At 64.3% G+C, this 23,624-nt stretch carries 18 protein-coding genes and 1 pseudogene; 12 read left to right on the top strand and 7 right to left on the bottom strand.

Annotated elements, in window-relative coordinates:
• Positions 1–32: 32 nt before the first annotated feature.
• The 5 genes from DM992_RS20795 to DM992_RS20775 all read right to left on the bottom strand — a co-directional run bounded on the left by DM992_RS20795 (position 33) and on the right by DM992_RS20775 (position 7,715).
• Complete coding sequence (locus DM992_RS20795; protein WP_111018440.1) at positions 33–1,499, bottom strand: efflux transporter outer membrane subunit; 1,467 nt, start codon at positions 1,497–1,499, stop codon at positions 33–35.
• A complete protein-coding gene (locus tag DM992_RS20790) occupies positions 1,492–2,697 on the bottom strand; it encodes an efflux RND transporter periplasmic adaptor subunit (protein ID WP_111018439.1) in 1,206 nt (401 codons plus the stop codon). The genes DM992_RS20795 and DM992_RS20790 overlap by 8 nt, the downstream gene beginning before the upstream one ends.
• Positions 2,687–5,941 (bottom strand): efflux RND transporter permease subunit, encoded by a 3,255-nt coding sequence (locus DM992_RS20785; RefSeq protein ID WP_111018438.1) that lies wholly within the window; start codon positions 5,939–5,941, stop codon positions 2,687–2,689. Before DM992_RS20785 ends, DM992_RS20790 begins: the two co-directional genes overlap by 11 nt.
• Positions 5,942–6,095: 154 nt before the next feature.
• Complete coding sequence (locus DM992_RS20780; protein WP_111018437.1) at positions 6,096–6,770, bottom strand: response regulator transcription factor; 675 nt, start codon at positions 6,768–6,770, stop codon at positions 6,096–6,098.
• A gap of 21 nt (positions 6,771–6,791) precedes the next feature.
• The gene (locus DM992_RS20775) at positions 6,792–7,715 is read right to left on the bottom strand and encodes a LysR family transcriptional regulator (RefSeq protein WP_111018436.1); all 924 of its coding nucleotides are present in this window, start codon (positions 7,713–7,715) and stop codon (positions 6,792–6,794) included.
• Between the two features lie 317 nt (positions 7,716–8,032).
• On the opposite strand from DM992_RS20775, the gene DM992_RS20770 reads away from it, so the two are divergent.
• Entirely contained in the window at positions 8,033–8,407 is a 375-nt protein-coding gene (locus DM992_RS20770; protein ID WP_111018435.1) for a hypothetical protein, read from the top strand.
• 146 nt (positions 8,408–8,553) lie between these two features.
• Here DM992_RS20770 and DM992_RS20765 read toward each other — a convergent pair whose 3' ends face one another.
• Both DM992_RS20765 and DM992_RS20760 read right to left on the bottom strand, forming a co-directional pair.
• Entirely contained in the window at positions 8,554–9,492 is a 939-nt protein-coding gene (locus DM992_RS20765) for a response regulator (protein WP_111020325.1), read from the bottom strand.
• A gap of 67 nt (positions 9,493–9,559) precedes the next feature.
• Positions 9,560–12,982, bottom strand: coding sequence for an ATP-binding protein (locus DM992_RS20760; RefSeq protein ID WP_111018434.1), 3,423 nt, complete (start codon positions 12,980–12,982; stop codon positions 9,560–9,562).
• A 224-nt stretch (positions 12,983–13,206) separates the two neighbouring features.
• Here DM992_RS20760 and urtA point away from each other — a divergent pair, with 224 nt between their 5' ends.
• From urtA to DM992_RS20705, 11 genes and pseudogenes are all read left to right on the top strand, one after another.
• On the top strand, positions 13,207–14,481 hold the full coding sequence (gene urtA, locus DM992_RS20755; RefSeq protein WP_111020324.1) for an urea ABC transporter substrate-binding protein: 1,275 nt from the start codon (positions 13,207–13,209) through the stop codon (positions 14,479–14,481).
• 55 nt (positions 14,482–14,536) lie between these two features.
• Entirely contained in the window at positions 14,537–15,454 is a 918-nt protein-coding gene (urtB, locus tag DM992_RS20750) for an urea ABC transporter permease subunit UrtB (RefSeq protein WP_111020323.1), read from the top strand.
• 55 nt (positions 15,455–15,509) lie between these two features.
• Complete coding sequence (urtC, locus tag DM992_RS20745; protein ID WP_111018433.1) at positions 15,510–16,679, top strand: urea ABC transporter permease subunit UrtC; 1,170 nt, start codon at positions 15,510–15,512, stop codon at positions 16,677–16,679.
• Between the two features lie 3 nt (positions 16,680–16,682).
• Positions 16,683–17,426, top strand: coding sequence for an urea ABC transporter ATP-binding protein UrtD (gene urtD, locus DM992_RS20740; RefSeq protein WP_111018432.1), 744 nt, complete (start codon positions 16,683–16,685; stop codon positions 17,424–17,426).
• Between the two features lie 34 nt (positions 17,427–17,460).
• A complete protein-coding gene (gene urtE / locus DM992_RS20735) occupies positions 17,461–18,150 on the top strand; it encodes an urea ABC transporter ATP-binding subunit UrtE (RefSeq protein ID WP_111018431.1) in 690 nt (229 codons plus the stop codon).
• A 61-nt stretch (positions 18,151–18,211) separates the two neighbouring features.
• The gene (fmdA, locus tag DM992_RS20730) at positions 18,212–19,450 is read left to right on the top strand and encodes a formamidase (RefSeq protein WP_111018430.1); all 1,239 of its coding nucleotides are present in this window, start codon (positions 18,212–18,214) and stop codon (positions 19,448–19,450) included.
• 37 nt (positions 19,451–19,487) lie between these two features.
• Positions 19,488–19,823 (top strand): zinc ribbon domain-containing protein, encoded by a 336-nt coding sequence (locus DM992_RS20725; protein WP_111018429.1) that lies wholly within the window; start codon positions 19,488–19,490, stop codon positions 19,821–19,823.
• Positions 19,824–19,900: 77 nt separating this feature from the next.
• The gene (locus DM992_RS20720) at positions 19,901–20,926 is read left to right on the top strand and encodes an aliphatic amidase (protein ID WP_111018428.1); all 1,026 of its coding nucleotides are present in this window, start codon (positions 19,901–19,903) and stop codon (positions 20,924–20,926) included.
• A gap of 272 nt (positions 20,927–21,198) precedes the next feature.
• Positions 21,199–21,519 (top strand): annotated as a pseudogene (locus tag DM992_RS20715) (transposase); the annotation flags it as partial.
• Positions 21,520–21,841: 322 nt separating this feature from the next.
• Entirely contained in the window at positions 21,842–22,435 is a 594-nt protein-coding gene (locus DM992_RS20710) for a substrate-binding domain-containing protein (protein ID WP_162631705.1), read from the top strand.
• A 97-nt stretch (positions 22,436–22,532) separates the two neighbouring features.
• Positions 22,533–23,624, top strand: a complete 1,092-nt coding sequence (locus tag DM992_RS20705; protein ID WP_111018426.1) for a sugar ABC transporter ATP-binding protein — start codon at positions 22,533–22,535, stop codon at positions 23,622–23,624.

The following is a 23,624-nucleotide window of genomic DNA, read 5'->3' as shown; positions in this document are numbered from 1 at the left end:
ATGCAACACGCCTCGTACATGTCGCGAAGGATTCAGTTCGTTGAACGGGCCGGCGTCGCGGCCGGTGCTTGCGTACCGGATGCGGCTTCATCGGTCGACCACCCGCCGCCCAGCGCGGCGATCAACCCCACCGCCGCCAGTTGCCGGCGCGTGTCCAGCTCCAGCATCGCGACCTTCGTATTGAGTTCGGTGGTCTGCGCCGTCACCACGTCGAGATAGCTGACGACGCCGTCCCGATAGCGCGACATCGACAACTGCAACGTGCGTTCGGCCGCGTCGAGCGCCTCCTGCTCGCGATCGGCTTCGTCGCCGAGGTGGTGCGTGAGTGCGAGGTTGTCTTCTACCTGCTGGCACGCGCCGAGCACCACGGCGCGGTATTTCGCGCCGTTCTCGGCCAGCTGCGCGCGCGCCTGGTCGGTGAGCGCCTGGCGCCGGCCGCCGTCGAACAGCGTCAGCGCGAGGCTGGGCCCGATCGACCAGATCTCGTTCGGCGCGCTGAGCCAGTGGCCGAGGCCCGAACTCTGGTAGCCGCCGATCAGCCCGAGCGTGATGTCGGGGAAGAACGCCGCGCGCACCACGCCGATCTTCGCGTTGGCGGCGGCCATGCGGCGCTCGGCGGCCGCGACGTCGGGACGCCGCTGCAGCAGCGTCGCGGGAATGCCGGTCGGGATCGTCGGCAGATACGCCGCGTTCAGGTCCGGCGTCAGCGAGAACGACGACGCCGGTATGCCCGTGAGCGTCGCGATCGAGTGCTCGTAGAGCGCGCGCCGCGCCCGTACGTCCTCGGCCGACGCGCGGGCCGAATCGAGCTGCGTCTGCGCGCGCGAGACGTCGAGATCGGAGGCGATGCCGCCCGCGTGCCGGCTCATCGTCAGGCGCAGCGCGCGCTGATACGTGTCGATCGTGTCGGCCAGCAGCTGTTGCTGCTGATCGAGCCCGCGCAGGCTGAAGTACGCGCTTGCGAGGCTGGCCTGCAGGCTCAGCCGCACCGACGCGAGATCGTCCGCGCTGGCCTGTGCGTCGGCGCGCCCGGCCGCGACTTCGTTCCGGACTTTCCCCCACAAGTCGAGGTCGTAGTCGAAGCCGGCGTCGAGCGTGTTGGCGCCATAGACGTTCGGCTGGTTCGAGCCGCGCAGCGGCCGCGTGGCCGATTGACGGTTGCTCGAGACCTGCGCGCCGAGGCCGATGGTCGGGAACAGCCCCGAGCGCGCCTGATCGAACAGCGCGGCCGCTTCGTCGTGGCGGGCCACGGCCGCGGCCACGTCAGGGTTGGCCGCGGCCACCTGTGCTTCGAGCCGGTCGAGCACGGGATCGCGGAACGCCTTCCACCAGCCGTCGTGCGCGATGCGGTCGGCCGGCTTCGCGGCCTGCCAGCCTCCCGCTTCCTTGAAGCTGGCCGGCAGCGCCGTCTGCGGCGCGTGATAGGCGGGCGCGAACGAGCACGCGGAGAGGAACGCGACGCCGGCGAGCATCGCGCAGAGCCGAAGCCGGTTAGCCATTCGCATGCTCCGTATCGCGCGCGGCCGAAGCGACGGTGCGGGCGGGCGCCGCGAGCCTGACCGGGTCGCCGGCGGCGAGCGAGTCGGGCGGGTTGTCGATCACGCGATCGTCCGGCGCGAGGCCGGTCGCGATTTGCACGTGCGTGCCGAGGTCGGTTGCGATCGTCACGGGCTTGAATACCGCGTGATTGTCCTTGCCGACCACGGCGACCTGCAGGCCGGCCTGCCGGAAGATCAACGAGCTGGCCGGAATCGTCAGCACGTGGGTGCTGCCGGCCGGCAGCGCGAAATGCACTTCGGTGTATTCGCCGGGAATCAGCTTGCCGTCGGGGTTGTCGACCATCAACTGTACGAGCAGCGTGCCGGTCGAATCGGTGATCGAGTCGTTGGTGTCGGCGAGCGTCGCACGGAAAGTCTCGCCCGGATGCTCCGGCACGGTCAGCGTGGCCGTCATGCCGGGCCGGATCGCGGCGGCCTCGTTCTGCGGCACGCTCACGTAGACGCGCATCCGGTGTACGTCGGACACGGCAAACAGTTCGGGGCCAGTGCCGCCGCCGGCCGAGATCAATTGGCCGATGTCGGTCTTGCGCGCGGTGACGACGCCGTCGAACGGCGCGACGATGCGCTTGAACGCCTCCAGCGCCTCGAGGCGCCGCACGTTGGCCTCGTTGGCTGCGACGATCGCCTGCTTGGCCGCGAGGTCGCTGGTCTTCTCGTCGGTTTCCTGCTGCGACACCGAATCCTGCGCGAGCATCTTGGTCCAGCGCGCGGCCGTGGACGCGGCAAGCTTCTCATTGGCGAGCGAGCTCTGCAGGTCGGCGCGCGCCTGCAGCAGTTGCTGGTCGAGCTCGGGCGTATCGATCTGCCCGAGCAGTTGCCCCGACTTCACGTGCGCGCCGATATCGGTGTACCACGCATGCAGGTAGCCCGACACCTGCGCGTGGATCGGCGCGCTCTCGAACGCGGACAGGTGGCCGGGCAGCACGAGCGTTGCGCTTTCGCCGCCGGTCGACGGCGTGTACGCGACCACGGTCGGCACGGCTTGTTCGGCGGACCAGTTGGTCATTTCCTGTTTCGCGTGCGCGCGGCCGACGATGCCGGTCGCCACGATGCCGACCGCGATCAGCGCGGTGACCGTGGCGACGAGCTTGAGGTTGGGCAGCCGTTTCGGCGATTTGATATCGATCTCAGTGGACATGGGAAGCTCCGGACGCGGAAGGGGAGGAAGCGCGGGAAGCGTCGTGCTTCAGCGCGTCGCGCCGATGCACGAGGCTGAACACGACAGGAACGAAGAACAGCGTCGCGATCGTCGCGCACGCGAGGCCGCCGATCACCGCGCGGCCGAGCGGCGCGTTCTGCTCGCCGCCGTCGCCGAGGCCGAGCGCCATCGGCGCCATGCCGATGATCATCGCGAGCGCGGTCATCAGCACCGGGCGGAAACGCGTGAAACCGGCTTCGAGCGCGGATGCCAGCGCGTTGCCGGTTTCGGCCAGGCGCTCGCGCGCGAAACTGACGACGAGGATCGAGTTTGCTGTGGCCACGCCCATGCACAGGATCGCGCCGGTCAGCGCCGGCACCGACAGCGGCGTATGCGTGGTGAACAGCATCCAGACGATGCCGGCCAGCGCCGCCGGCAGTGCCGAGACGATCACGGATGCGTCGGCCCACGAGTGGAAGTTCACGACGATCAGCAGGTAGATCAGCACGATCGCGCCCACGAGGCCGAGCAGCAGGCCGGCGAACGCGCCGTTCATGGCCTGCACCTGACCGCGCAGCGTGACGGTCGAGCCCTTGGGCAGATCCTTTGCGGTGGCCTTGACGATGCCGTCGATGTCGGCCGCGACCGCGCCGAGGTCGCGCCCCTGGGTGGTCGCGTAGATGTCGAAGAGCGGTTCGATGTTGTAGTGCGACACGACCGCGTTGCCGACACCCCGAGTGATCGTGGCCAGACCGCCCAGCAGCTGGGACTGGCCATTCGCGCCCGTGACCGGCAGGTTCTGCAGCGCCGACAGCGTCGTCATCTTGTACTGCGGCGTTTGCGCGACGATCGGATAGGACACGCCGTTGTGCGGGTTGAGCCAGTAGGTCGGGTCGACCTGGCTGGTGCCGGCGAGCGTCGCGACCACCGAGTTCGTCACGTCCTGCTCGGTGATGCCGAGCTGGTCGGCGCGCGTGCGGTCGACCGTCACCGTGAACTGCGGATAGGTGCTGGCCTGCTGGATACGCGGGTCGGCGACCCCTGCGATCAGGCGCAGCTTGCGGTACAGCTCGTGCGCATAGGCGAGGTTTGCCTGCTGGTTGGGGCCGGCCACCTGCAGGTCGACCGGGGCCGGTGCGCCGAAGTTGAGGATCTGGCTGACGATGTCGGCGGGCAGGAACGAGAACGTGGTGCCCGGATAGGCGCGCGGCAGGCGTTCGCGCAGCTTGCGCACGTAGTCGGCGGTCGGCGCGTGATTGCGCGACAGCGAGATCAGGATGTCGCCGTCCTGCGGTCCGAGCGTGCCGCTGTTGTTGTAGGTCAGGTTGATCCCGCTGTTTGGCAGGCCGATGTTGTCGATCATTTCGCGCAACTGCGCGGGCGGGATCACGCCACGAATCGTGTTTTCGATGCGGTCGAGTTCGGCGGCGGTTTCCTCGACACGCGTGCCGACCGGCGCGCGCACGTGCAGCGCGATTTCGCCGGAATCGATGGTCGGGAAGAAATTGCGACCGAGCGACGGCGCAAGCAGGAAGGACGCCGCCACGATGCAGAGGAATGCGACGACGAACGGCTTGCGGCGCGTGAGCGCGAGGCCCAGCAGGATCCGGTACGACGCGCGCACGGACTCGAACCGGCGCTCGAATGCGCGCTGGAAGCGCACCAGCGGATTGCGCGACGGCGGGACGTCGTGCGCGCCGACATGGCCCGCATGCGGATCCATGACCGCGGCCAGTTCGCTCGACGCGTGACCGGCCGATGCGTGCGGCTTGAGCAGGTATTGCGCGAGCATCGGCACGAAGGTGCGCGACAGCACGAACGACGAAACCATCGAGAAGATCACCGCCTTGGCCATCGGCACGAACAGAAAGCGCGAGATGCCGTCGAGCATCAACATCGGCACGAACACGATGCAGATGCACATCAGCGAGACCAGCGCCGGCATCACGATCTGTTTCGCGCCGTCGACGATCGCGGTGCGCGTGTCCTTGCCCTGTTCGAGGTGCCAGTTCACGTTCTCGATCGTCACCGTCGCATCGTCGACCAGGATCCCGACCGCGAGCGCGAGGCCGCCGAGCGTCATCACGTTCAGCGTTTCGCCGGTGGCCGCGAGCAGCGCGATCGCCGAGAGCACGGCCAGCGGGATCGAGGCGGCGATAATCAGCGTCGAGCGCCACGAGCCGAGGAACAGCAGGATCATCAGCGAGGTCAGCGCGGCGGCGATGATGCCTTCGCGCGCCACGCCGCTGACGGCGCCGTTCACGAAGGTCGACTGGTCGCCCATCGTGACGAGCTTCAGGCCCGGCGGCAGCGTCTGTTCGACCAGCGGCAGCTTCGCCTTCACGCCCGCGATGATGTCGAGCGTCGATGCCGAGCCGTTCTTCAGGATACTCATCAGCACCGCGCGGTGGCCGTCCACGCGCACGATGTTGCCCTGCGGCGGGTAGCCGTCACGCACATGTGCGACGTCACGTATATAAATCGTCGTGCCGTCCACCGACTTGATCGGCAGGTCGTTCAACGCGTCGAGCGCGAGCGGGCTGTTGTTGAGCTTGATGTTGTATTCGAAGCGGCCGATCTTCTGCGTGCCGGCCGGGATGATCTGATTCTGCTGCGCGAGCGCGTGCGCGACGTCCTGCGCCGACAGTCCTTTCGACTGCAGCGCCTGCGGGTCGAGGTCGATCTGAACTTCACGTGCCTTGCCGCCGTACGGCGTCGGAATCGCGACGCCAGGCACCGACAGCAACTGCGGTCGAATGAAGTTGACTGCGTAATCCTCCAGCTTCTGTTCGTCGAGCGTGTTGCTGGTCAGCGCGATCTGCAGCACGGGCACGGTCGACGCGTTGTAGTTGAGGATCTGCGGCGGCGTGGTGCCGGGCGGCATCTGTTTGAGCACGGTCTGCGAGATCGATGTGACCTGCGCGGTCGCCGTGCGGATATCGACGGTCGGCTGAAAGAAGATCTTCACGATGCCGTAGCCGCGAAACGATTGCGACTCGATATGCTGGACATCGTTGACCGTCGTGCCGAGCGTGCGCTCGTAGTACGTGATCACGCGTCCGGACATGTCGTCCGGCTGCAGGCCGGCGTAGTTCCAGACGACGCTGATCACCGGAATGCGGATGTCCGGGAAGATGTCGATGGGCGTTCGGACTGCCGCGAGCGGGCCCGCGATCAGGATCAGCAGCGCCAGTACGACGAACGTATAGGGCCGCGTGAGCGCGAGCCGGACAATTTTCAGCATGAGGTGCTGCTCCGTTCAAAATCGTCGTGAAGAAGAGCCGGATGTGCGCGTCTTCGGGAAAACACCGATGCGCATCCGATGACCGCATTCTGCGGAGCAGCCCCTAACAGCGGGTCGCTAAAAAGATGAAACAAGTTTTAAGTAGCGGGCAGACTCAACCGAGCATGTAGCCCGAGCCGCGGATCGTGCGGATCAGTGGCGTCGCGCCTGGCCGGTTCACCTTCTTGCGCAGGCGGCCGATGTGCACGTCGATCAGGTTCGTACCCGGATCGAAGCGGCAGCCCCACACGGCCTCGAAGATCATCGTGCGCGTGAGCACGCGACCGGCGTTGCGCATCATGAATTCGAGCACGCGGGACTCGGTCGGCAGCAGGGCGAGCTCGCGCGTGCCGAGCGTGGCGCGTCGCCGCACCAGGTCGAGTTCCAGCTCGCCGGCGCGCAGCACTGTCTCGACGTGCGTGCCGCGCGGCCGCCGGCGAATCAGCACGTCGATGCGCGCGCACATCTCCTCGAGCGAGAACGGCTTGACGAGGTAGTCGTCGCCGCCTGCGCGCAGCCCCTGGATACGCTGATCGACCTCGGACATGGCACTCATCACGAGCACCGGCGTATCGAGGCCGACGCCGCGCATCGTTGCGAGGATCGTCAGACCGTCGAGGTCAGGTAACATTCGATCGAGCGTGACGACGTCGTAGTTCGCGCTCATCACCCTGGCCATGCCGTCTCGGCCGGTGCGCGCGACGTCGATCTGGTGGCCTGCGGCACGCAGCGTGTGCGCAATGTGATCCGCGATCAGCGGATCGTCTTCGATCGTCAGGATGTGTGCCATGGCGCGCGCGATCCGGCGGAATCAGGCAGCGGCAAGCTGCATGGCGGTGCGATCAGGCGTGCGATAGTAGTCGACCACGTAGTCGATGAAGCTGCGCACTTTCGTGGACAGATAATTGCGACTCGGGTAGAGGATCGATACGCAGCGCGGGCCGCCGTTTACTTCGTAGCGTTCGAGAATCGGCAGCAAGGTGCCGCGCGAGAGATCGTCGGCAACGAGCGGATGCGGCAATTGCGCGATGCCCATGTGATTGAGTGCCGCGATCCGCACCATCGTGTTGCTGGTCGACGCCAGCGCATTGCCGGTATAGATGCGACAGGAACCGTCGGCATCCGAAAACTCCCAGTTGCGCGCGGCACCGCTCGACACGGTCAGCAGGCTGTGCGTATTCAGTTCGACGGGCTCGACAGGCGTGCCGTGGCGCGCGAGGTAGTCTGGAGACGCGACGACCACGTCACGCACGCTCGTCAAAGTCCGCGACACGAAGGTCGAGTTGACGAGGCGGTGATCGTCACAGAAGCACACGTCGTAGCCGCCTTCCACCATGTCGACCTGGATATCGAATGTCGTCACGTCGAATCGCACGCGCGGATGCTCGATGCGATACGTGGACAGCGGCGCGCAAAGCCCGGCCGCAATCGAGGTTGCCGACGCGGCGATGCGCAGCGTACCGTGCGGGTCGCGATTGACCTGCGCGAGGTTCGATTCGATCTCGTCGAGCTTCTCGATGATCGTGCGGCAGCCGTCGAGATATTCGCGGCCTGTCTCGGTGAGCGACAGGCTGCGTGTGGTCCGGTTCAACAGGCGCATGTTCAGATGTGCCTCGAGCATGCCGACGCTGCGCGTGACCGCGGCGGCCGACATGCCGAGCTGACGTGCGGCGAGACTGAAGCTCGATAACTCCACCACACGCGTAAAGACACGCATCGCTTGCAGTTGGTTCATGATCGGCGAGGAATGGATTTGCCGGAAATACGGGGCGGCGCGTCCGTCTTCAGCGGGCTACGTCGGCGCATCGCGCTGCGCCTGCTGGGTCGGGCAGCGAATCCATTATGAAAGGCACGCGGGTGCGGGAGGCTAAAAAAACAGTGCTGGTCGGATGAAATTTCGTTTAGAAAGCGGCGGAGCCCGATAGACGACAGCACGATGTGCTTTCTAAAGCTTTCTAAAAAAAAATTCATGCGCAGATCACAAATCTTCAGGCGGCTAACGTGTACCGAGGTCGATAATACGATCACGTAACTGCGGCAAGGACGACGAAGATGGCACAACCGTTGAGCATCAAGATGATCGAAGAGCGCGGCAAGCTCGTTGTGCTGATGTCGATTGAACGGGGCGCGGCAGTGCTCGATCCGGAAGATGTGGACGCAGTCATCCAGTACTTGAGCTTGCTGCGCGCGTCGATGCAGCCTGCCGTGCCGGAACGTCCGCCGCACGAGCAGCAATTCGTGACGGAGATGGATCCCTGCTGGTATGCCGAGCGCCATCCGCTGCAGGGAGGCGTGGTGCTGTTGCTGCGTCATAGCGGGCTCGGTTGGACAAGCTTCGCACTACCGCTGCACAGCCTTGAACGTTTGCACGGTTCGCTGACGCAACTGCTCGAGGACGAGCAGCAGATGATTTCTCTGCCTCACTGAAGCTGTCTCGTGGGTGCGCTTGCATTCAGTGTCGTCGTCACGGAGTCGCGCGGTAGGAGGCGGGAACACCGCGCTATGGGGTATCGCCACGCGAACCGAGCCACGGTATGGGTATAGTGGAAGGACAAGTCCGGAATTTGCTCTCTTCAGGCACGTTCGAGCATCTTGATCGCCGCGGCGGCCGCTCCCGCACGGGTCTCGACATGTAACTTGCGGAACAGGTGTTCGAGATGCTTGTTCACCGTGCGCGGGGCTATGCCCAGAATGTCGCCGATATCGCGGTTTGTCTTGCCGTGCGACACCCAGAGCAGCACTTCGGCCTCTCGCATGGTCAGGCCGAAGCGTTCAGCGAGCGCATTGCAATGCACAGTGTCATCTTTTTCCTTGAGGATGACGATCCATTCGCCCGGTTCCGGACCGAGCGTCGCACTGGCCGAGCGACGTATCTGGCCCGAGCTGAATTCGTGCACGGCGTCGCCTTGGGTGCCGCGCGCGAGCCAGTCGATGAACCAGGTGCGCAGCAGCGCAGGCAGCTTCGGCGGCGCATCGGCATCGCGTGCGTTCGTGCTTTGCCGGGCATCGGCGGGGTCGTCATGTGCAGTCGTGTATGCAGCGATATGATGTGCAGCCTGCGGACTCTGCCACCGAATCGTGCCGTCCGCGCCGACGATCAGCGCCGCGCGCGTGTCGAGCGACAGTGCCGCCTCCGCGTACAACTGCGCGCGTGAACGCCGTACGTGGGCACCGATGCGCGCGCACAATTCCTCGGGCTGCACCGGCTTGGTCACGTAATCGATGCCGCCCACGCGAAAGCCGCGTACTACGTGCTCAGTCTCCGTCAACGCGGTCATGAAGATGACGGGGAGATGCTCGTACCGTCCGTCCTGCTTTATACGCAGGCACGTTTCGAAGCCGTCCATGTCGGGCATCATTGCGTCAAGCAACACCACGTCGGGCGTTACGCGCGCGAGGCGTTTAAGCGCGTCCTCGCCGGACAGAGCGACGAGAACCGCGTAGCCGTGCGCCTGCAGCGTGTCGGAAAGAAAGGCGAGGTTGTCCGGCGTATCGTCGACGATCAGTATCACGGGCCGTTCGCGCAGCCACGCGGCCGAATCGTCGACGAGCGGAGAGGCCGCGATCGTGGCGTGCGCGTCACGCGTCGGCGCCGCGCGCGAGTCGGTCAAGTTCATGCTCCAGTTCCCTTAGTTGAAAACGTTCCGCCAACGAGCGCAACGCGTCGATTTGATCCTGCAACTCGGGCCAAGTCTCGTGGGCGGCGTCGAGCTGTTCGACTACGCCCTGTATGTAGCCGACTTCTAGATGCACATGCAGATGTTCGATGAGTTCGCGTGGCCACACGGCGGGCGCGGGCGGCTGGGCCTCGGCCGGTAGCGCGCTCGCGCTGGTATCGGAAGCAATCCAGTCGAGTGCAAGCAGTTGTGCAAGCTTGTCTAGCAGCAGATTCACCTGCAGCGGTTTCACCAGATAACCCTCGCACCCGGTCGCGCGCGCGCGATCACGGTCGTCGGCGAACGCGTTGGCGGAGAGCAGAATGATGGGTGCGTTCGACAACTGATTCTCGGAGATCAGGCGGCTGGTTTCGTAGCCGTCCATCAACGGCATCGAAATGTCCATGATGATGGCGTCCGCCGTGTGCATCGCAAGCCAGCGCAGCGCATCGGTGCCGCTGGCCGCTTCAGCGACATCGAAGCCGAGCGGCGTGAGCAATTGCACGACGATGTCGCGCTGATCGTCGAGGTCGTCGACCACGAGAATTGCGCGGCGCGCACCCGTATAGCCGCGAATCGACGCAAGTTCGGTGTGAGTTTCGGCGGCCGTGTCGACGGCAGGGGCGAACAGGTGTACCACGAAGCGCGTGCCGTGCCCGACTTCGCTGTCCACTTCCAGGCTGCCGCCGAGCGCTTGCGTGAGCAGGCGGCAGATCGTGAGCCCGAGGCCCGCGCCATGATCGTGCGCATGGGCCGCTTCACCGCGTTCGAACGGCAGGAACAGACGCTCCATTTCGGCCGGCGGGATGCCGGGGCCGGTATCGACCACCTCGAATTTGAGTGTGTCGAGCACGTGACTCACACGCAGCGTGATCGTGCCGCTCGACGTGAAGCGGATCGCATTGCCGATCAGGTTGGTGAGAATCTGGCTCATGCACTTCTGGTCGGTGCGCACGGTGGCGGGCAGCCGACCGACCGTCTGCACGTCGAACGCGAGCGCCTTTTCGAGCGCCTGCGGACGTAGCATCGATGTGAGGTGCGCGACGAAATCGGCGAGGGACACCTTGGCGATGTTCAACTGAAGCTTGCCGGCCTCGATGCGCGCGATGTCGAGCAGTCCGTCGACGAGCGCGAGCAAATGCTCGCCGCTGCGATGGATCGTGCGCACGGCGTTGTAGCGCATGGGCGGGAGTTCTTCCTTTGCCTGCAGCAGCAATTGTGCGTAGCCGAGAATGCTGTTCAGCGGCGTGCGCAACTCGTGACTCAAGCCGGACACGTAACGGCTTTTGGCCTGATTGGCCGATTCGGCGGCGGCGGTCGCGCGCTTGAGCGCCGCGTCGGTTTTCTGATGCGCGTCGATTTCGAGCATCAGCAATTCGTTTTGCCGCTGTGACTCTTCCTGCGTGACGCGGCGGCTTTCGCGTTCCAGCACGAACCACCACGCCGCGATGCAGCCCACCAGCGAGAGCGCGAAAAAGATCTTCAGGAAGCTACCCGAGAGCGCATGGCCGATCGCCGGCCCGGCGGCGATCATCGAAGTCGCGCTTTGCGACCAGATCAGATAGAGCACGCTGCCCAGCACCGCGAGCATCGCGAACACGAGGCTCGCATAGTGAATGAGGCGCAGCGCGGCTGGACCGAGTCGCGCGCCTGGCAGCACGCGATGCAGCGCGCGGTCGGCCTGCGAGGCGAAGCGCGCGTGCGGTTTGCAGCGATCGTGGCAGCGCGAATCGAGCGAGCAGCACAGCGAGCAAATCGTGCCGCCATAGGCCGGGCAGTAGGCCGTATCGTCGGGCTCGAAGGTGTTTTCGCAGATCGCGCAGCGCAGCGAGGTAGCGTCGCCGGTGGGTTGCGCGGCGCGGGCAATGTAATAGCGCCCGCGAGTGAGTACCGCAAGCACGGGCGCGCATGCGAACGCCGCACCGAACGCGATGAACGACGACATCGCCTGGGCGAGCAGGCCGAATAGACCGCTATGCGCGAGCATCGCGACGGCGGCTGCGATCAGCATCGCACCGACGCCAACGGGATTCACATCGTAGAGATGCGCGCGCTTGAACTCGATATGTCGTGGGCTATAGCCGAGCGGCTTGTTGATGACGAGATCGGCGAACAAAGCGCCGACCCACGCAATCGCGATGTTCGCGTATAGCGACAGCACCTTGGCGATCGCATCGAACACGCCCATTTCCACGAGAAGCAACGCGATCATGACATTGAACACGAGCCATACCACGCGGCCCGGATGGCTGTGCGTGAGCCTTGCGAAAAAATTGGACCAGGCGAGCGAGCCCGCATATGCATTGGTCACGTTGATCTTCAACTGCGAGACGATCACGAACAGCGTCATCGCGGGCAGCGCCCAACTCGCGAGCCCCAACGGATCGAGCAGCAGATGATAGGCGACGAGGTACATCTGCGTAGGTTGGGTTGCGTGGCTGGCATCGACTTCATACTGGAGCGCAATGAAGGCGAGAAATGCGCCGCCCAGCATCTTGAGCGCACCGGGCACGATCCAGCCCGGCCCCGTCGAGAGCAACGCGAACCACCACCGCGTGCGGTTCTTCGCGGTGAGCGGCGGCAGGAAACGCAGATAGTCCACCTGTTCACCCACCTGTACGATCAGCGCGAACACGACCGTCGATGCTTGACCGAAGGCGATCAGGCTGAAAGCGCGGCCTTGCGGCGCGAAGCCCGCGAAGGTGGTCCATTGCGCGAGCAGGTCGGGATGGCGCCACAGCACGGCTGCGTAGGGCAGCACGAACAATACGAGCCACAGCGGCTGCGTCCAGCTTTGCAGGCGGTTGATCAGCGTGATGCCGAACATGACGATCGGAATCACCACAAGCGAACTCACGACGTAGGCAATCGCCAGAGAAATATGGAAATAAAGCTGGAGCGCAAGCGACATGATGGCCGCTTCGAGCGCAAAAAAAATGAACGTGAACACCGCGTACAGTAGCGAAGTGACCGTCGAGCCGATATAACCAAAGCCCGCGCCGCGCGTGAGCAGGTCCATATCCACGCCGTAGCGCGCCGCATAGTAGCTGATGGGCAGGCTCGTGATCCAGATCAGCACGGAAACGGCTGCAATGGCCCAGAACGCGTTCGTGAAGCCATAGTTGACGACGAGACTTCCGCCTATCGCTTCCAGGACCAGAAACGACACGGCGCCAATCGCAGTGTTGGCCACGCGCAGTTCCGACCAGCGCCGGAACGAACGCGGCGTGAAACGCAGCGCGTAGTCCTCGAGGGTTTCGTCGCCGACCCAGGCGTTGTAGTCGCGGCGCACCTTGACGATGCGTTGTGTACCGGGTGCGCCCACCGATGGGTGACTCTGGGACATGACGATGATCCGAATTGGTGCGAAGGCGGCACGAGCGGGGTGCGAACGGCATGACGGCGGACGACACCGCTCAGGATCGACCTGCAATGCAAATTACATTCCAGTACGCGCGCCGGGAATACGTCGATTGACGTATTCCGGTCGTCAAATTGGCTTTCTACATTGCGTCCAACCTCGACCCAGCCCGCAGCGACCAGCGCCGGGCACCCGATAAGGAGAACGTGATGTCCGCAGACGATCGACTCGATGACGATGTCCAGATGCCTTCGCCGCTGCGCCGGAAAATGCTCGGTGGCCTGGCCGCCGCGCCGCTGCTGGCGCTGGGCCTGCCGCGCGGCGCGTTTGCGCAAACGCCGCCTACGGCGAAGGTCAACACCACTGGCCTCGCGGTCACGGACACCACGGTGACGGTCGGCCAGCTTCACTCGGCCACGGGCACGATGGCGATCTCCGAGACCGGCTCGATCCAGGCCGAGCGCCTCGCCATCGAGCAGATCAACGCGATGGGCGGCGTGCTCGGCCGCAAGGTGCAGATCATTCAGGAAGACGGCGCCTCCGACTGGCCGACCTTCGCCGAAAAATCGAAGAAGCTGCTGGAGAACGACCACGTCGCGGCGGTGTTCGGCTGCTGGACCTCGGCCTCGCGCAAGGCGGTGCTGCCGGTGTTCGAGAAGGATAACGGCCTGCTCTATTACCCGACCTTCTACGAAGGCCTCGAACAGTCGAAGAACGTGTTCTACACGGGCCAGGAAGCGACCCAGCAGATTCTCTGGGCGCTCGACTGGGCCTCGAACACCAAGAAGGCCAAGACGTTCTTTCTGATCGGCTCCGACTACATCTGGCCGCGGACGTCGAACAAGATTGCGCGCCGCCATATCGAACAGCATCTGCACGCGAAGGTAGCGGGCGAGGAGTATTACCCGCTCGGCACCACCGAGTTCGCCTCGCTGATGAACAAGATCAAGCTCGCGCGCCCGGACTGCATCTTCGCGACCGTGGTGGGCGGCTCGAACGTGGCGTTCTACAAACAGCTCAAGGCCGCGGGCATCACACCGCAGAAGCAGTTCCTGCTGACACTGTCGGTCACGGAAGACGAAGTGCTCGGCATTGGCGGCGACAACTTCGCGGGCTTCTATTCATCGATGAAGTATTTCCAGTCGCTCGATAACGAAAAAAACAAGAAGTTCGTCGCTGCGTTCAAGGCGCGCTACGGCCAGAAGTCGGTGATCGGCGACGTGACCCAGGCCGCCTATCTCGGCCCGTGGATCTGGAAGGCTGCGTGCGAGCGAGCGGGCAGCTTCGACGTGGACAAGGTGGTCGCGCACTCGGCCGGCATCGAGGTGGCGAACGCGCCACAAGGCTATGCGAAGGTCGATGCGAACCACCACCTCTGGAGCCGCTCGCTGATCGGCCAGGGCCAAGCGGACGGCCAGTTCAAGGTCGTCGCGCAGTCGGAGCAGCCGATCCAGCCGAATCCGTTCCCGAAGGGCTACATGTAATCCGTCAACCGCAGCGGCGCGGCGGCCCATGACGCCGCTGCGCGAGGAGCATTCGATGTCCGCTACCGACATTTTCAACATCACGCTGATGCAGGGCTTCGCCGGTCTGAGCCTGTTCAGCGTCCTGCTCCTGATGGGGCTCGGGCTCGCCGTGATCTTCGGCCAGATGGGCGTGATCAACATGGCGCACGGTGAATTCATGACGATCGGCGCCTATACGGTCTACATGTTTTCGTGGTTTTCGCAGAACATCTGGCACGCGCTCACACCCGTGTATTTCTTCTTCGCGATTCTCGCGGCGTTCGTGCTGGCCTTCGCGGCTGGCTGGCTCGCCGAATGGATGCTGATCCGCCATCTCTACAAGCGCCCGCTCGACACGCTGCTTGCCACCTGGGGCCTGAGCCTCGGCATGCAGCAGGTGTTCCGCTCGACCTTCGGACCGAAGGAGGTGAGTCCGGCGCTGCCCGACTGGCTGATGGGTTCGTGGGAGCCCACGCCCGGCCTCGACATTCCGGTGAGCGGCATGTTCGTGATGGGCCTCGCGCTGCTGATGACGGGCGGCCTGCTGCTCGCACTCTATCGCTCGCGCTGGGGCTTGCGTGTGCGTGCCACGGTCGCGAATCGTCCGATGGCGAACGCGGCGGGCATCAACACGCGGCGCACCGACCGCATGACTTTTGCGATTGGCTGCGGCATCGCGGGCGTGGCGGGCGCGGCCTTCACCGCGATCGGCTCGACGGGACCGACGAGCGGCTCGCTCTATATCGTCGATTCGTTTCTCGTCGTGACGTTCGGCGGTGCGGCGAGTCTGCTCGGTACCGTGGCGTCGGCGTTCGGCATCGCGCAGATGCAGTCGATCAGCGAGTTCTTTCTCTCGGGCTCGATTGCGCGCGTGCTCACGCTGCTCACCGTCGTGGTGATTCTCATGCTGCGTCCGCAGGGCCTGTTCGCCTCGAAGGTGCGACGAGTTTAAGCGCGCGTTAATGCACAAGCCTCATTCACAGCTTCATTCGTATGGAGAGATGGACATGGAACCCATCCAACCCACGGCGGGCGGCGTATCCCCGCGATCCGGCCTGGGCGCGCCGCCGGCCGGCTGGCGCGCTCGCGTGGCGCGGCTCGACGCCTCGGGCTACGCGGGCATCGTGTTGCTCGCGCTGCTGATCGTGGTCGTGTTTCCGCTCGCGCTCGACACGTTCCGCCTGAACCTGATGGGCAAGTACCTGACCTACGCGTTCGTGGCGATCGGCCTCGTGATCGCGTGGGGCTACGGCGGCGTGCTGAGTCTCGGCCAGGGCGTGTTCTTCGGCCTCGGCGGTTACGCGATGGCGATGTTTCTCAAGCTCGAGGCGTCCGATCCGGCCGCCACGCGCACGCAGACCACGCCGGGCATTCCCGACTTCATGGACTGGAACCAGCTCACCGCGCTGCCCGCGTGGTGGAAGCCGTTTCATTACTTCCCGTTCTCGATACTCGCGGTGCTCGTCGTGCCGACGGCGCTCGCTTTCGTGATCGGCTACGCGATGTTCAAGCGGCGCGTGGGCGGCGTGTACTTCGCGATCATCACGCAGGCGGTCGCGCTGATTCTCTCGGTGCTCATCATCGGCCAGCAAGGCTATACGGGCGGCGTGAACGGCATCACCGACCTGCGCACGCTACTCGGGTGGGACATCCGCACCGATCACGCGAAGCTGATCCTGTACTTCGTGAACGCCGCGCTGCTGATCGGCGCACTGCTCGCCTGCCGCTGGGTTCAGCGCAGCAAGCTCGGCACGCTGCTGCTCGCGATGCGCGACAAGGAAGACCGCGTGCGTTTCTCGGGCTACGACGTCGCCATGTTCAAGGTGTTCGCGTTCTGTCTCGCGGCGATGCTCGCGGCCGTCGGCGGCGCGATGTTCACGTTGCAGGTGGGCTTCATGTCGCCGTCGTTCGTCGGCATCGTGCCGTCGATCGAAATGGTGATCTACGCTGCCATTGGCGGGCGCATGTCGCTGGTCGGCGCGGTGTATGGCGCGATTCTCGTCAATCTCGGCAAGAGCTGGTTCTCGGAGAGCTTTCCGAACCTCTGGCTCTATCTGATGGCAGCGATGTTCATCGGCGTGGTGATGGTGTTTCCGAACGGGCTGGCGGGTCTTTACGAAGAGCATGTGCGCCCGCGCGTGCGGCGGCTGCTCGGCGCGGCGAACAAGGAGGCGTGAAGCATGAGCAATACCGACTTTCTGCTCGCGATTGAAGACCTGACCGTGTCGTTCGACGGCTTCAAGGCGATCGATTCGCTCAATCTCTATCTCGAACGCGGCGAGCTGCGCGTGGTGATTGGCCCGAACGGCGCGGGCAAGACCACGCTGCTCGATCTCATCTGCGGAAAGACCAAGGAAACGGCGGGCAGCATCAAGTTCCGCAACGAGGAAATCACGAATCTCGCGGAATTCCGCCGCGTGCGTAAAGGGATTGGCCGAAAGTTCCAGACGCCGTCTATTTACGAAAACCTGAGCGTGGCGCAGAACCTCGAAGTGTCGTTTCCGCGCGGTCGCAGTGTGTTTGGCGCGCTCGCCTATCGCGAGGACGCCGAAGTGGCTGATCGCGTGCGCGACGTGGCCAATGAAATTGGCCTCGCCGCCGCGCTCGATCTGGAAGCGGGGCTGCTTTCGCACGGCCAGAAACAGTGGCTCGAAATCGGCATGCTGCTTATGCAGGATCCTGAACTGTTGATGCTGGACGAGCCAATTGCGGGCATGAGCGTGCGCGAGCGCGAACTGACCGCCGATCTGCTCGACCGCATCTGCCGTAACCGCTCGATGATCGTGATCGAACACGACATGGCCTTCGTGGAGCGCATCGCGCACAAGGTCACGGTCATGCATCAGGGGAAGATCCTCGCGGAAGGGCCGATGGCGCAGGTACAGGCCGATCCGCGCGTGATCGACGTCTACTTGGGCCACTGAGTCGGCAACCGAACGACAACACGGAGAACACATCATGCTGGAAATCGACGATCTCGTCGTCAGCTACGGCCAGAGCGAAGTGCTGCACGGCATCGGCTTTTCCGTTGCGGAAGGCGAAAGCGTGGCCGTGATGGGCCGCAACGGCATGGGCAAGACCACACTGTTCAAGGCGCTGATCGGCATGCTGCCCGCCAATCGCGGCACGGTGCGTGTGGCCGGCGCCGACGTCTCGAAGGACGAGAGCTACCGCCGCGTTTCGAAAGGAATCGGCTACGTGCCGCAAGGACGGCAGATTTTCGCCTCGCTGACCGTCGAGGAAAACATTCAGACGGGCCTCGAAAACGCGCAGAGCCAGCGCGTGCCCGACGAACTTTACGCGTTGTTTCCCGTGCTGTTCGACATGAGAAAGCGTAAGGGCGGCAATCTCTCGGGCGGCCAGCAACAGCAACTCGCGATTGCGCGTGCACTCGCGACCGACCCGAAAGTGCTGCTGCTCGACGAGCCGACCGAAGGCATCCAGCCGTCCGTCATCAAGGACATCGCCAAGGCGCTCAACCAGATTCGCACGAGCCGCAATATCGCCATCGTTGTCTCGGAACAGGTGTTGAGCTTCGCGCTCGACGTGGCCGACCGCCTGTTCGTGATCGAGGGCGGGCGCTTCGTGCATCAAAGCACGCGCGACGCGGGCGACACCGACCGCATCCGCGAATACCTCTCCGTCTGAGCGCGGCGCGGCGTCCGCGCGCCGCACCGCATGTCAACCCGCGAACCCAGGAGCGAATGCAATGCCCGAGACTCTCATCAAGGTCGATCTGAACCAGTCGGCCTACGAAAACGAACAGGTGCACAATCGCTGGCACCCCGACATTCCGATGGCCTGCTGGGTCAAGCCCGGTGACGATTTCATCCTCGAAACCTACGACTGGACCGGCGGTTTCATCAAGAACGACGACAGCGCCGACGACGTGCGCGACATCGACCTGTCGATCGTGCACTTTCTCTCCGGCCCGGTGGGCGTGCACGGCGCGGAGCCTGGCGATCTGCTGGTGGTCGACCTGCTCGACATCGGCGCGAAGGCCGATAGTCAATGGGGCTTCAACGGCTTCTTTTCGAAGACCAACGGTGGCGGCTTTCTCACCGATCATTTCCCCAGCGCGCAAAAATCGATCTGGGATTTTCACGGTGTCTATACGAGTTCGCGCCATATTCCGGGCGTCAATTTCGCGGGCCTGATTCACCCAGGCCTGATCGGCTGCCTGCCCGATCCGAAATTGCTGGAGACCTGGAACGCGCGCGAAACCGGCCTGATCGCGACTGAGCCGAATCGCGTGCCGCCGCTCGCGAATCCGCCGTTCGCGGCCACCGCGCATATGGGCAAGCTCGCAGGCGAGGCGCGCGACAAGGCCGCCGCGCAGGGCGCACGCACGGTGCCGCCGCGCGAGCATGGCGGCAATTGCGACATCAAGGATCTGTCGCGCGGCTCGAAGGTGTTTTTCCCGGTCTACGTGGATGGTGCGGGTCTTTCGGTCGGCGACCTGCACTTCAGCCAGGGCGACGGCGAGATCACGTTCTGCGGCGCGATCGAAATGGCCGGCTGGGTGCATATGCGCGTGAATCTCATCAAGGGTGGCATGGCGAAATACGGTATTCGCAATCCCGTCTTTCAGCCCAGCCCGATCACGCCAACCTATAACGATTACCTCATTTTCGAAGGCATTTCCGTCGACGAGCAGGGTGGCCAGCATTATCTCGACGTAACCACCGCGTATCGCCAGGCGTGTCTGAACGCCATCGAGTATCTGAAGAAATTCGGTTATTCGGGCGCGCAAGCGTATTCGCTGCTTGGCTGTGCGCCGGTGCAGGGACATATCAGCGGCGTGGTGGATATTCCAAACGCGTGTGCAACCCTGTGGCTGCCCACGCAGATCTTCGACTTCGACATTCGCCCGAATGCTGACGGCCCGATCCTGCACATCCAGGGCGGTGTGGATCTGCCGTGTTCGCCGGATCTCGCGAAGGCGTGACCGACACACTGAAATTACGCAGGAAAATGAGGCTGTCATGCCAATCTACGACTTCGAGTGCGCAAGCTGCGGGCCGTTCTCCGTCATGCGCCGCATCGCGGATCGCGAAAAATCGTGCTGCTGTCCCGACTGCGGCGCAGAAGGCGCACGCGTCATCAGCGCGCCATCGCTGGCGCTGATGACGGGGGCGCGCCGCGCCGCGCACGCGACCAACGAGCGTGCCGCGCACGCGCCGCGTCAGTCCGGCGACGGGCCGCCGCTGCGCCATCGCGCCGGCTGCAGTTGCTGCTCGGGTGGCGCGGCGAAGCTGGCAGGCACGGCATCGGACGGCCTCAAGCGGCCGGCGGGACGGCCTTGGATGATTAGCCACTAAGGTGTGCCGCGCGCGAGCCGATGCCCGGAAGCAGCGGCTGTCGCGCGCGGAGTCAACGCGTTCGAGGAGGAAGCATCATGCGACATGGTGATATTTCGAGCAGCCGCGATTGTGTGGGGGTCGCGGTGGTCAACTACAAGATGCCGCGTCTGCACACGAAGGCGGAGGTGCTCGACAACGCGCGCCACATCGCCGACATGGTGGTCGGCATGAAGCAGGGTTTGCCTGGCATGGATCTCGTGGTGTTCCCCGAGTATTCGACCCACGGCATCATGTACGACCGTCAGGAGATGTTCGATACGGCATCGACGATCCCCGGCGAAGAGACCGACATTTTCGCGGCGGCGTGCCGCAAGGCCAACGTATGGGGCGTGTTCTCGATCACGGGCGAGCGCCACGAGGAGCATCCGCGCAAGGTGCCGTACAACACGCTCGTGTTGATCGACAATCGCGGCGAGATCGTGCAAAAGTATCGCAAGATCATGCCGTGGACACCGATCGAAGGCTGGTATCCGGGCGACCGTACCTATGTGACGGACGGGCCGAAGGGCCTCAGAATCAGCCTGATCATCTGCGATGACGGAAATTATCCGGAGATCTGGCGCGACTGCGCGATGAATGGCGCGGAGCTGATCGTGCGCTGCCAGGGCTATATGTATCCGGCGAAAGAGCAGCAGGTGATGGTCGCGAAGGCCATGGCGTGGATGAACAACACATACGTGGCGGTGGCCAACGCGACGGGCTGGGACGGGGTGTATTCGTACTTCGGCCATTCGGCGATCGTCGGGTTCGACGGACGCACGCTTGGCGAATGCGGCGAGGAGGAAATGGGCGTGCAGTATGCGGAGCTGTCGCTCGGCATGATTCGCGACGCGCGGCGTAACATGCAGTCGCAGAATCATCTATACAAACTGCTGCATCGCGGCTATACCGGCACGATTAATTCCGGTGATGGCGCGAACGGCGTGGCCAATTGCCCGTTCGGTTTCTATCGCGACTGGGTCGCCGACCCCGAGGCCATGCGTCACCGTGTCGAAGCGCTTACGCGCGCAACTCCCGGCACGCCTGAGTGCCCGATCGGAGGAATTCCGCATGAGGACTGAATACTCGTGCCGTAGGCATCGGGCGTTCATTGTGCGGAAAGTGCAGCCACTCCATTGAGTGGTGATTCCTTTTTCGCGATGTTACGTGTACGTCTATTGTTGCTGAACAACGGCGCGCGCTGAAGCGCGGAGAGTTCAGGGTTAAGGAAACTCTGCACAACTCATATCCGGGTGTGCTTGCAATGAATCGTCGAGCCAAGGAGCATGGAGGGCATGAAACAAACGGACCTTGGACTGAACCTGTCGACGAAGCGCACCCGCAGCGCGACGTGGCGATGAAGTCGGGGCGCCGCCGTACCTTGGACAAAAGCAAGCCGCTTGATGCGCTCATCGATCAGGTCGAGCGAATCAAGGCCGGCATCCGCGCCAAGGTCGAACACCCGTTCGGAGTGGTCAAACGGCAGTTCGGTTACGCCAAGGTCCGCTATCGCGGGCTGAGGAAGAGCACCGGGCAACTCATGACCTTGTTCGCGTTGTCCAACCTGTGGATGGCGCGCGGCAAGCTGCTGGCCACACGGGCGTGGCGCCAGTGGGCACCGCGATCGTCGCAACTTATGCGAGAAGGCATACTTCCTACGGAGCGTGCTGGCTGACCGGCGAACATCTGCTGGTGGCGGGTGGCTTCCGCTGATCGTTTACTCAGGCAACATCGACGCGCCGGCTGTATTCCTGCGGGCAGTGCCTGAAATTCGATCCTGACCGGCGTCGGCGTCGAATACTTCCTGTCCAGGCGCACGACGCTGTACGGGCAATTCGCGTTCGTCAACAACCACGGAAAGATGAATACGGGGCTTTCCCTGAACGGTGCGCTCTATGCGAGCGAGGGCTCGACGAGCGGAGCCGTCGTCGGTATCCGCCACACGTTCTGAAGGAGACGAACATGAATGCCGTGATGAGAAAACTCGCACACGCGCTGTGTGGCGTTTTGATCGGGTGCGCAGCGTTCGGTGCGTACGCTGCCGACAGGCAATTGCTGCCGGGCGATCTGCTGTCCCCGACGTCGACGCCGCGCGACGCGTTAAAGAAGGCGCCGCCGCGGCGTATCGGCGTATCGGCGTGTCGTTCGCCGGCGTCGGCAACAGACGGATCGTGCAGATGATCCAGGGAATGCGCGACGAGGCGGCGCTGCACAAGGAGATCGGCCAGTTCATCTTCACCGAGGCCGACTGGAAGGCGGCCAAGCAGGTGTCGGACGTCGAGGATCTGCTGATACGCAAGATCGACCTGCTGATCATCGGGCCGATTTCCGAAGCGATCGGCGCACCGCTGATCGCGGAGGCCGCGCAGCGCGGTATTCCGGTCGTGACGTTCGGCGCGTGCGGCGGCAACACGAAGTCGACGGTAGAGATCATGGGCGGCGGACTGGTTTTCGGCCGCAGGGTGCGGAATTCCTCTGCAACGAACTGCACGGCAAGGGGAAGATCTGGGCGTTTCGCGGCGCGGCAGGTGTCGACGAGGAACAGCTGCGCTATGACGGATTCCGCAAGACGGTCGATGCGTGCGGGCTGAAGATAAGCAATGAGGTGTTCGGCGACTGGAGCTACGTGAAGGGCAGGCAGCTCTGCGAGAACCTCGTGCTGTCTGGGCAGCCGGCGAGCGCGGATCGATGCATGCGATCACCGGCGAGAACGGCGCGGGCAAATCGACGCTGATGAAGCTGCTGTCGGGCGTCCACTTGCCCGGCACGGGCGAGATCCGTGTCGATGGCGAGCGCGTGAGGCTCGCGACGCCTGCGCAGGCAAGACGCGCGGGCGTATCCACGGTATTTCAGGAGCTGACGATCCTGCCGACCCTGACGGTGGCCGAGAACCTGTGCCTGGGGCGCGAGCCGCGGCGGTGCGGCGCGCTCGACCGTCGCGGCATCGTGCGCAATGCGATCGAGGTGCTGGAACGCAGCGGTGTCGCGCTCGCGCCGAAACGACTCTGCGGCGACCTGACGATCGCGGAGCAGCAGATGCTGGAAATCGCGAAGGGGCTCGTCGACGATGCGGGCGTATTCATCTTCGACGAGCCGACCGCGCCGCTCAACCGCGCCGAGATCGACACGCTCGAAGCGGTGCTCGTTCGGCTCAGGCACGAAGGCAAGCTCGTCTTCTACATCAGCCATCGGCTCGACGAAATCTTTCGCTTCTGCGACACCGTGTCGGTGCTGAAGGACGGCCGCCACGTCGCGACTCACGCTGCCGCCGAGCTGTCGGAGCGGCGGCTGGTTAAGCTCATGGTCGGGCGCGAACTGACGGCGCTGTTTCCGCCGCGTCGGCCCGCCAGCCACGACGAGCCGGCGCTCGACGTCGCCTTGCTGTCGGTGCGCGCGGGCGGTCCCGACGTTTCGCTGTCGGTTGGCCGCGGCGAAATCGTCGGCATTGCGGGGCTCGAAGGCCACGGCCAGCGGGAGATCCTGCGGACGCTCGCCGGCATCGATGTGTCGGCGAAGAGCGAGATCAGCGTCTCGGAGAGGCGCGGCGCGATGGCGCCGTACGACCCTGTGCGCGGCGTGCAGGCTGCGGTGCGGCAGGGCATTGCGCCGATGCCGGAAGACCGCAAGTCGGAAGGGTTGTATCTCGGGCTGTCGGTGCGCGACAACATCGAACTCGGCCTCCTGCGCGGCCGGTCGCTCTGGCGGCGGGCGCACCACGCGCCATCGGTCGATTTGGGATTCGTCACGCCCCATCCTACGCGATCACCACCAACAACGTGA

Source organism: Burkholderia sp. JP2-270 (assembly GCF_003233675.1).
In the GTDB taxonomy this organism is placed as follows: Bacteria; Pseudomonadota; Gammaproteobacteria; order Burkholderiales; family Burkholderiaceae; genus Burkholderia; species Burkholderia pyrrocinia_C.
This window is presented reverse-complemented; position numbering and strand designations above follow the sequence as displayed.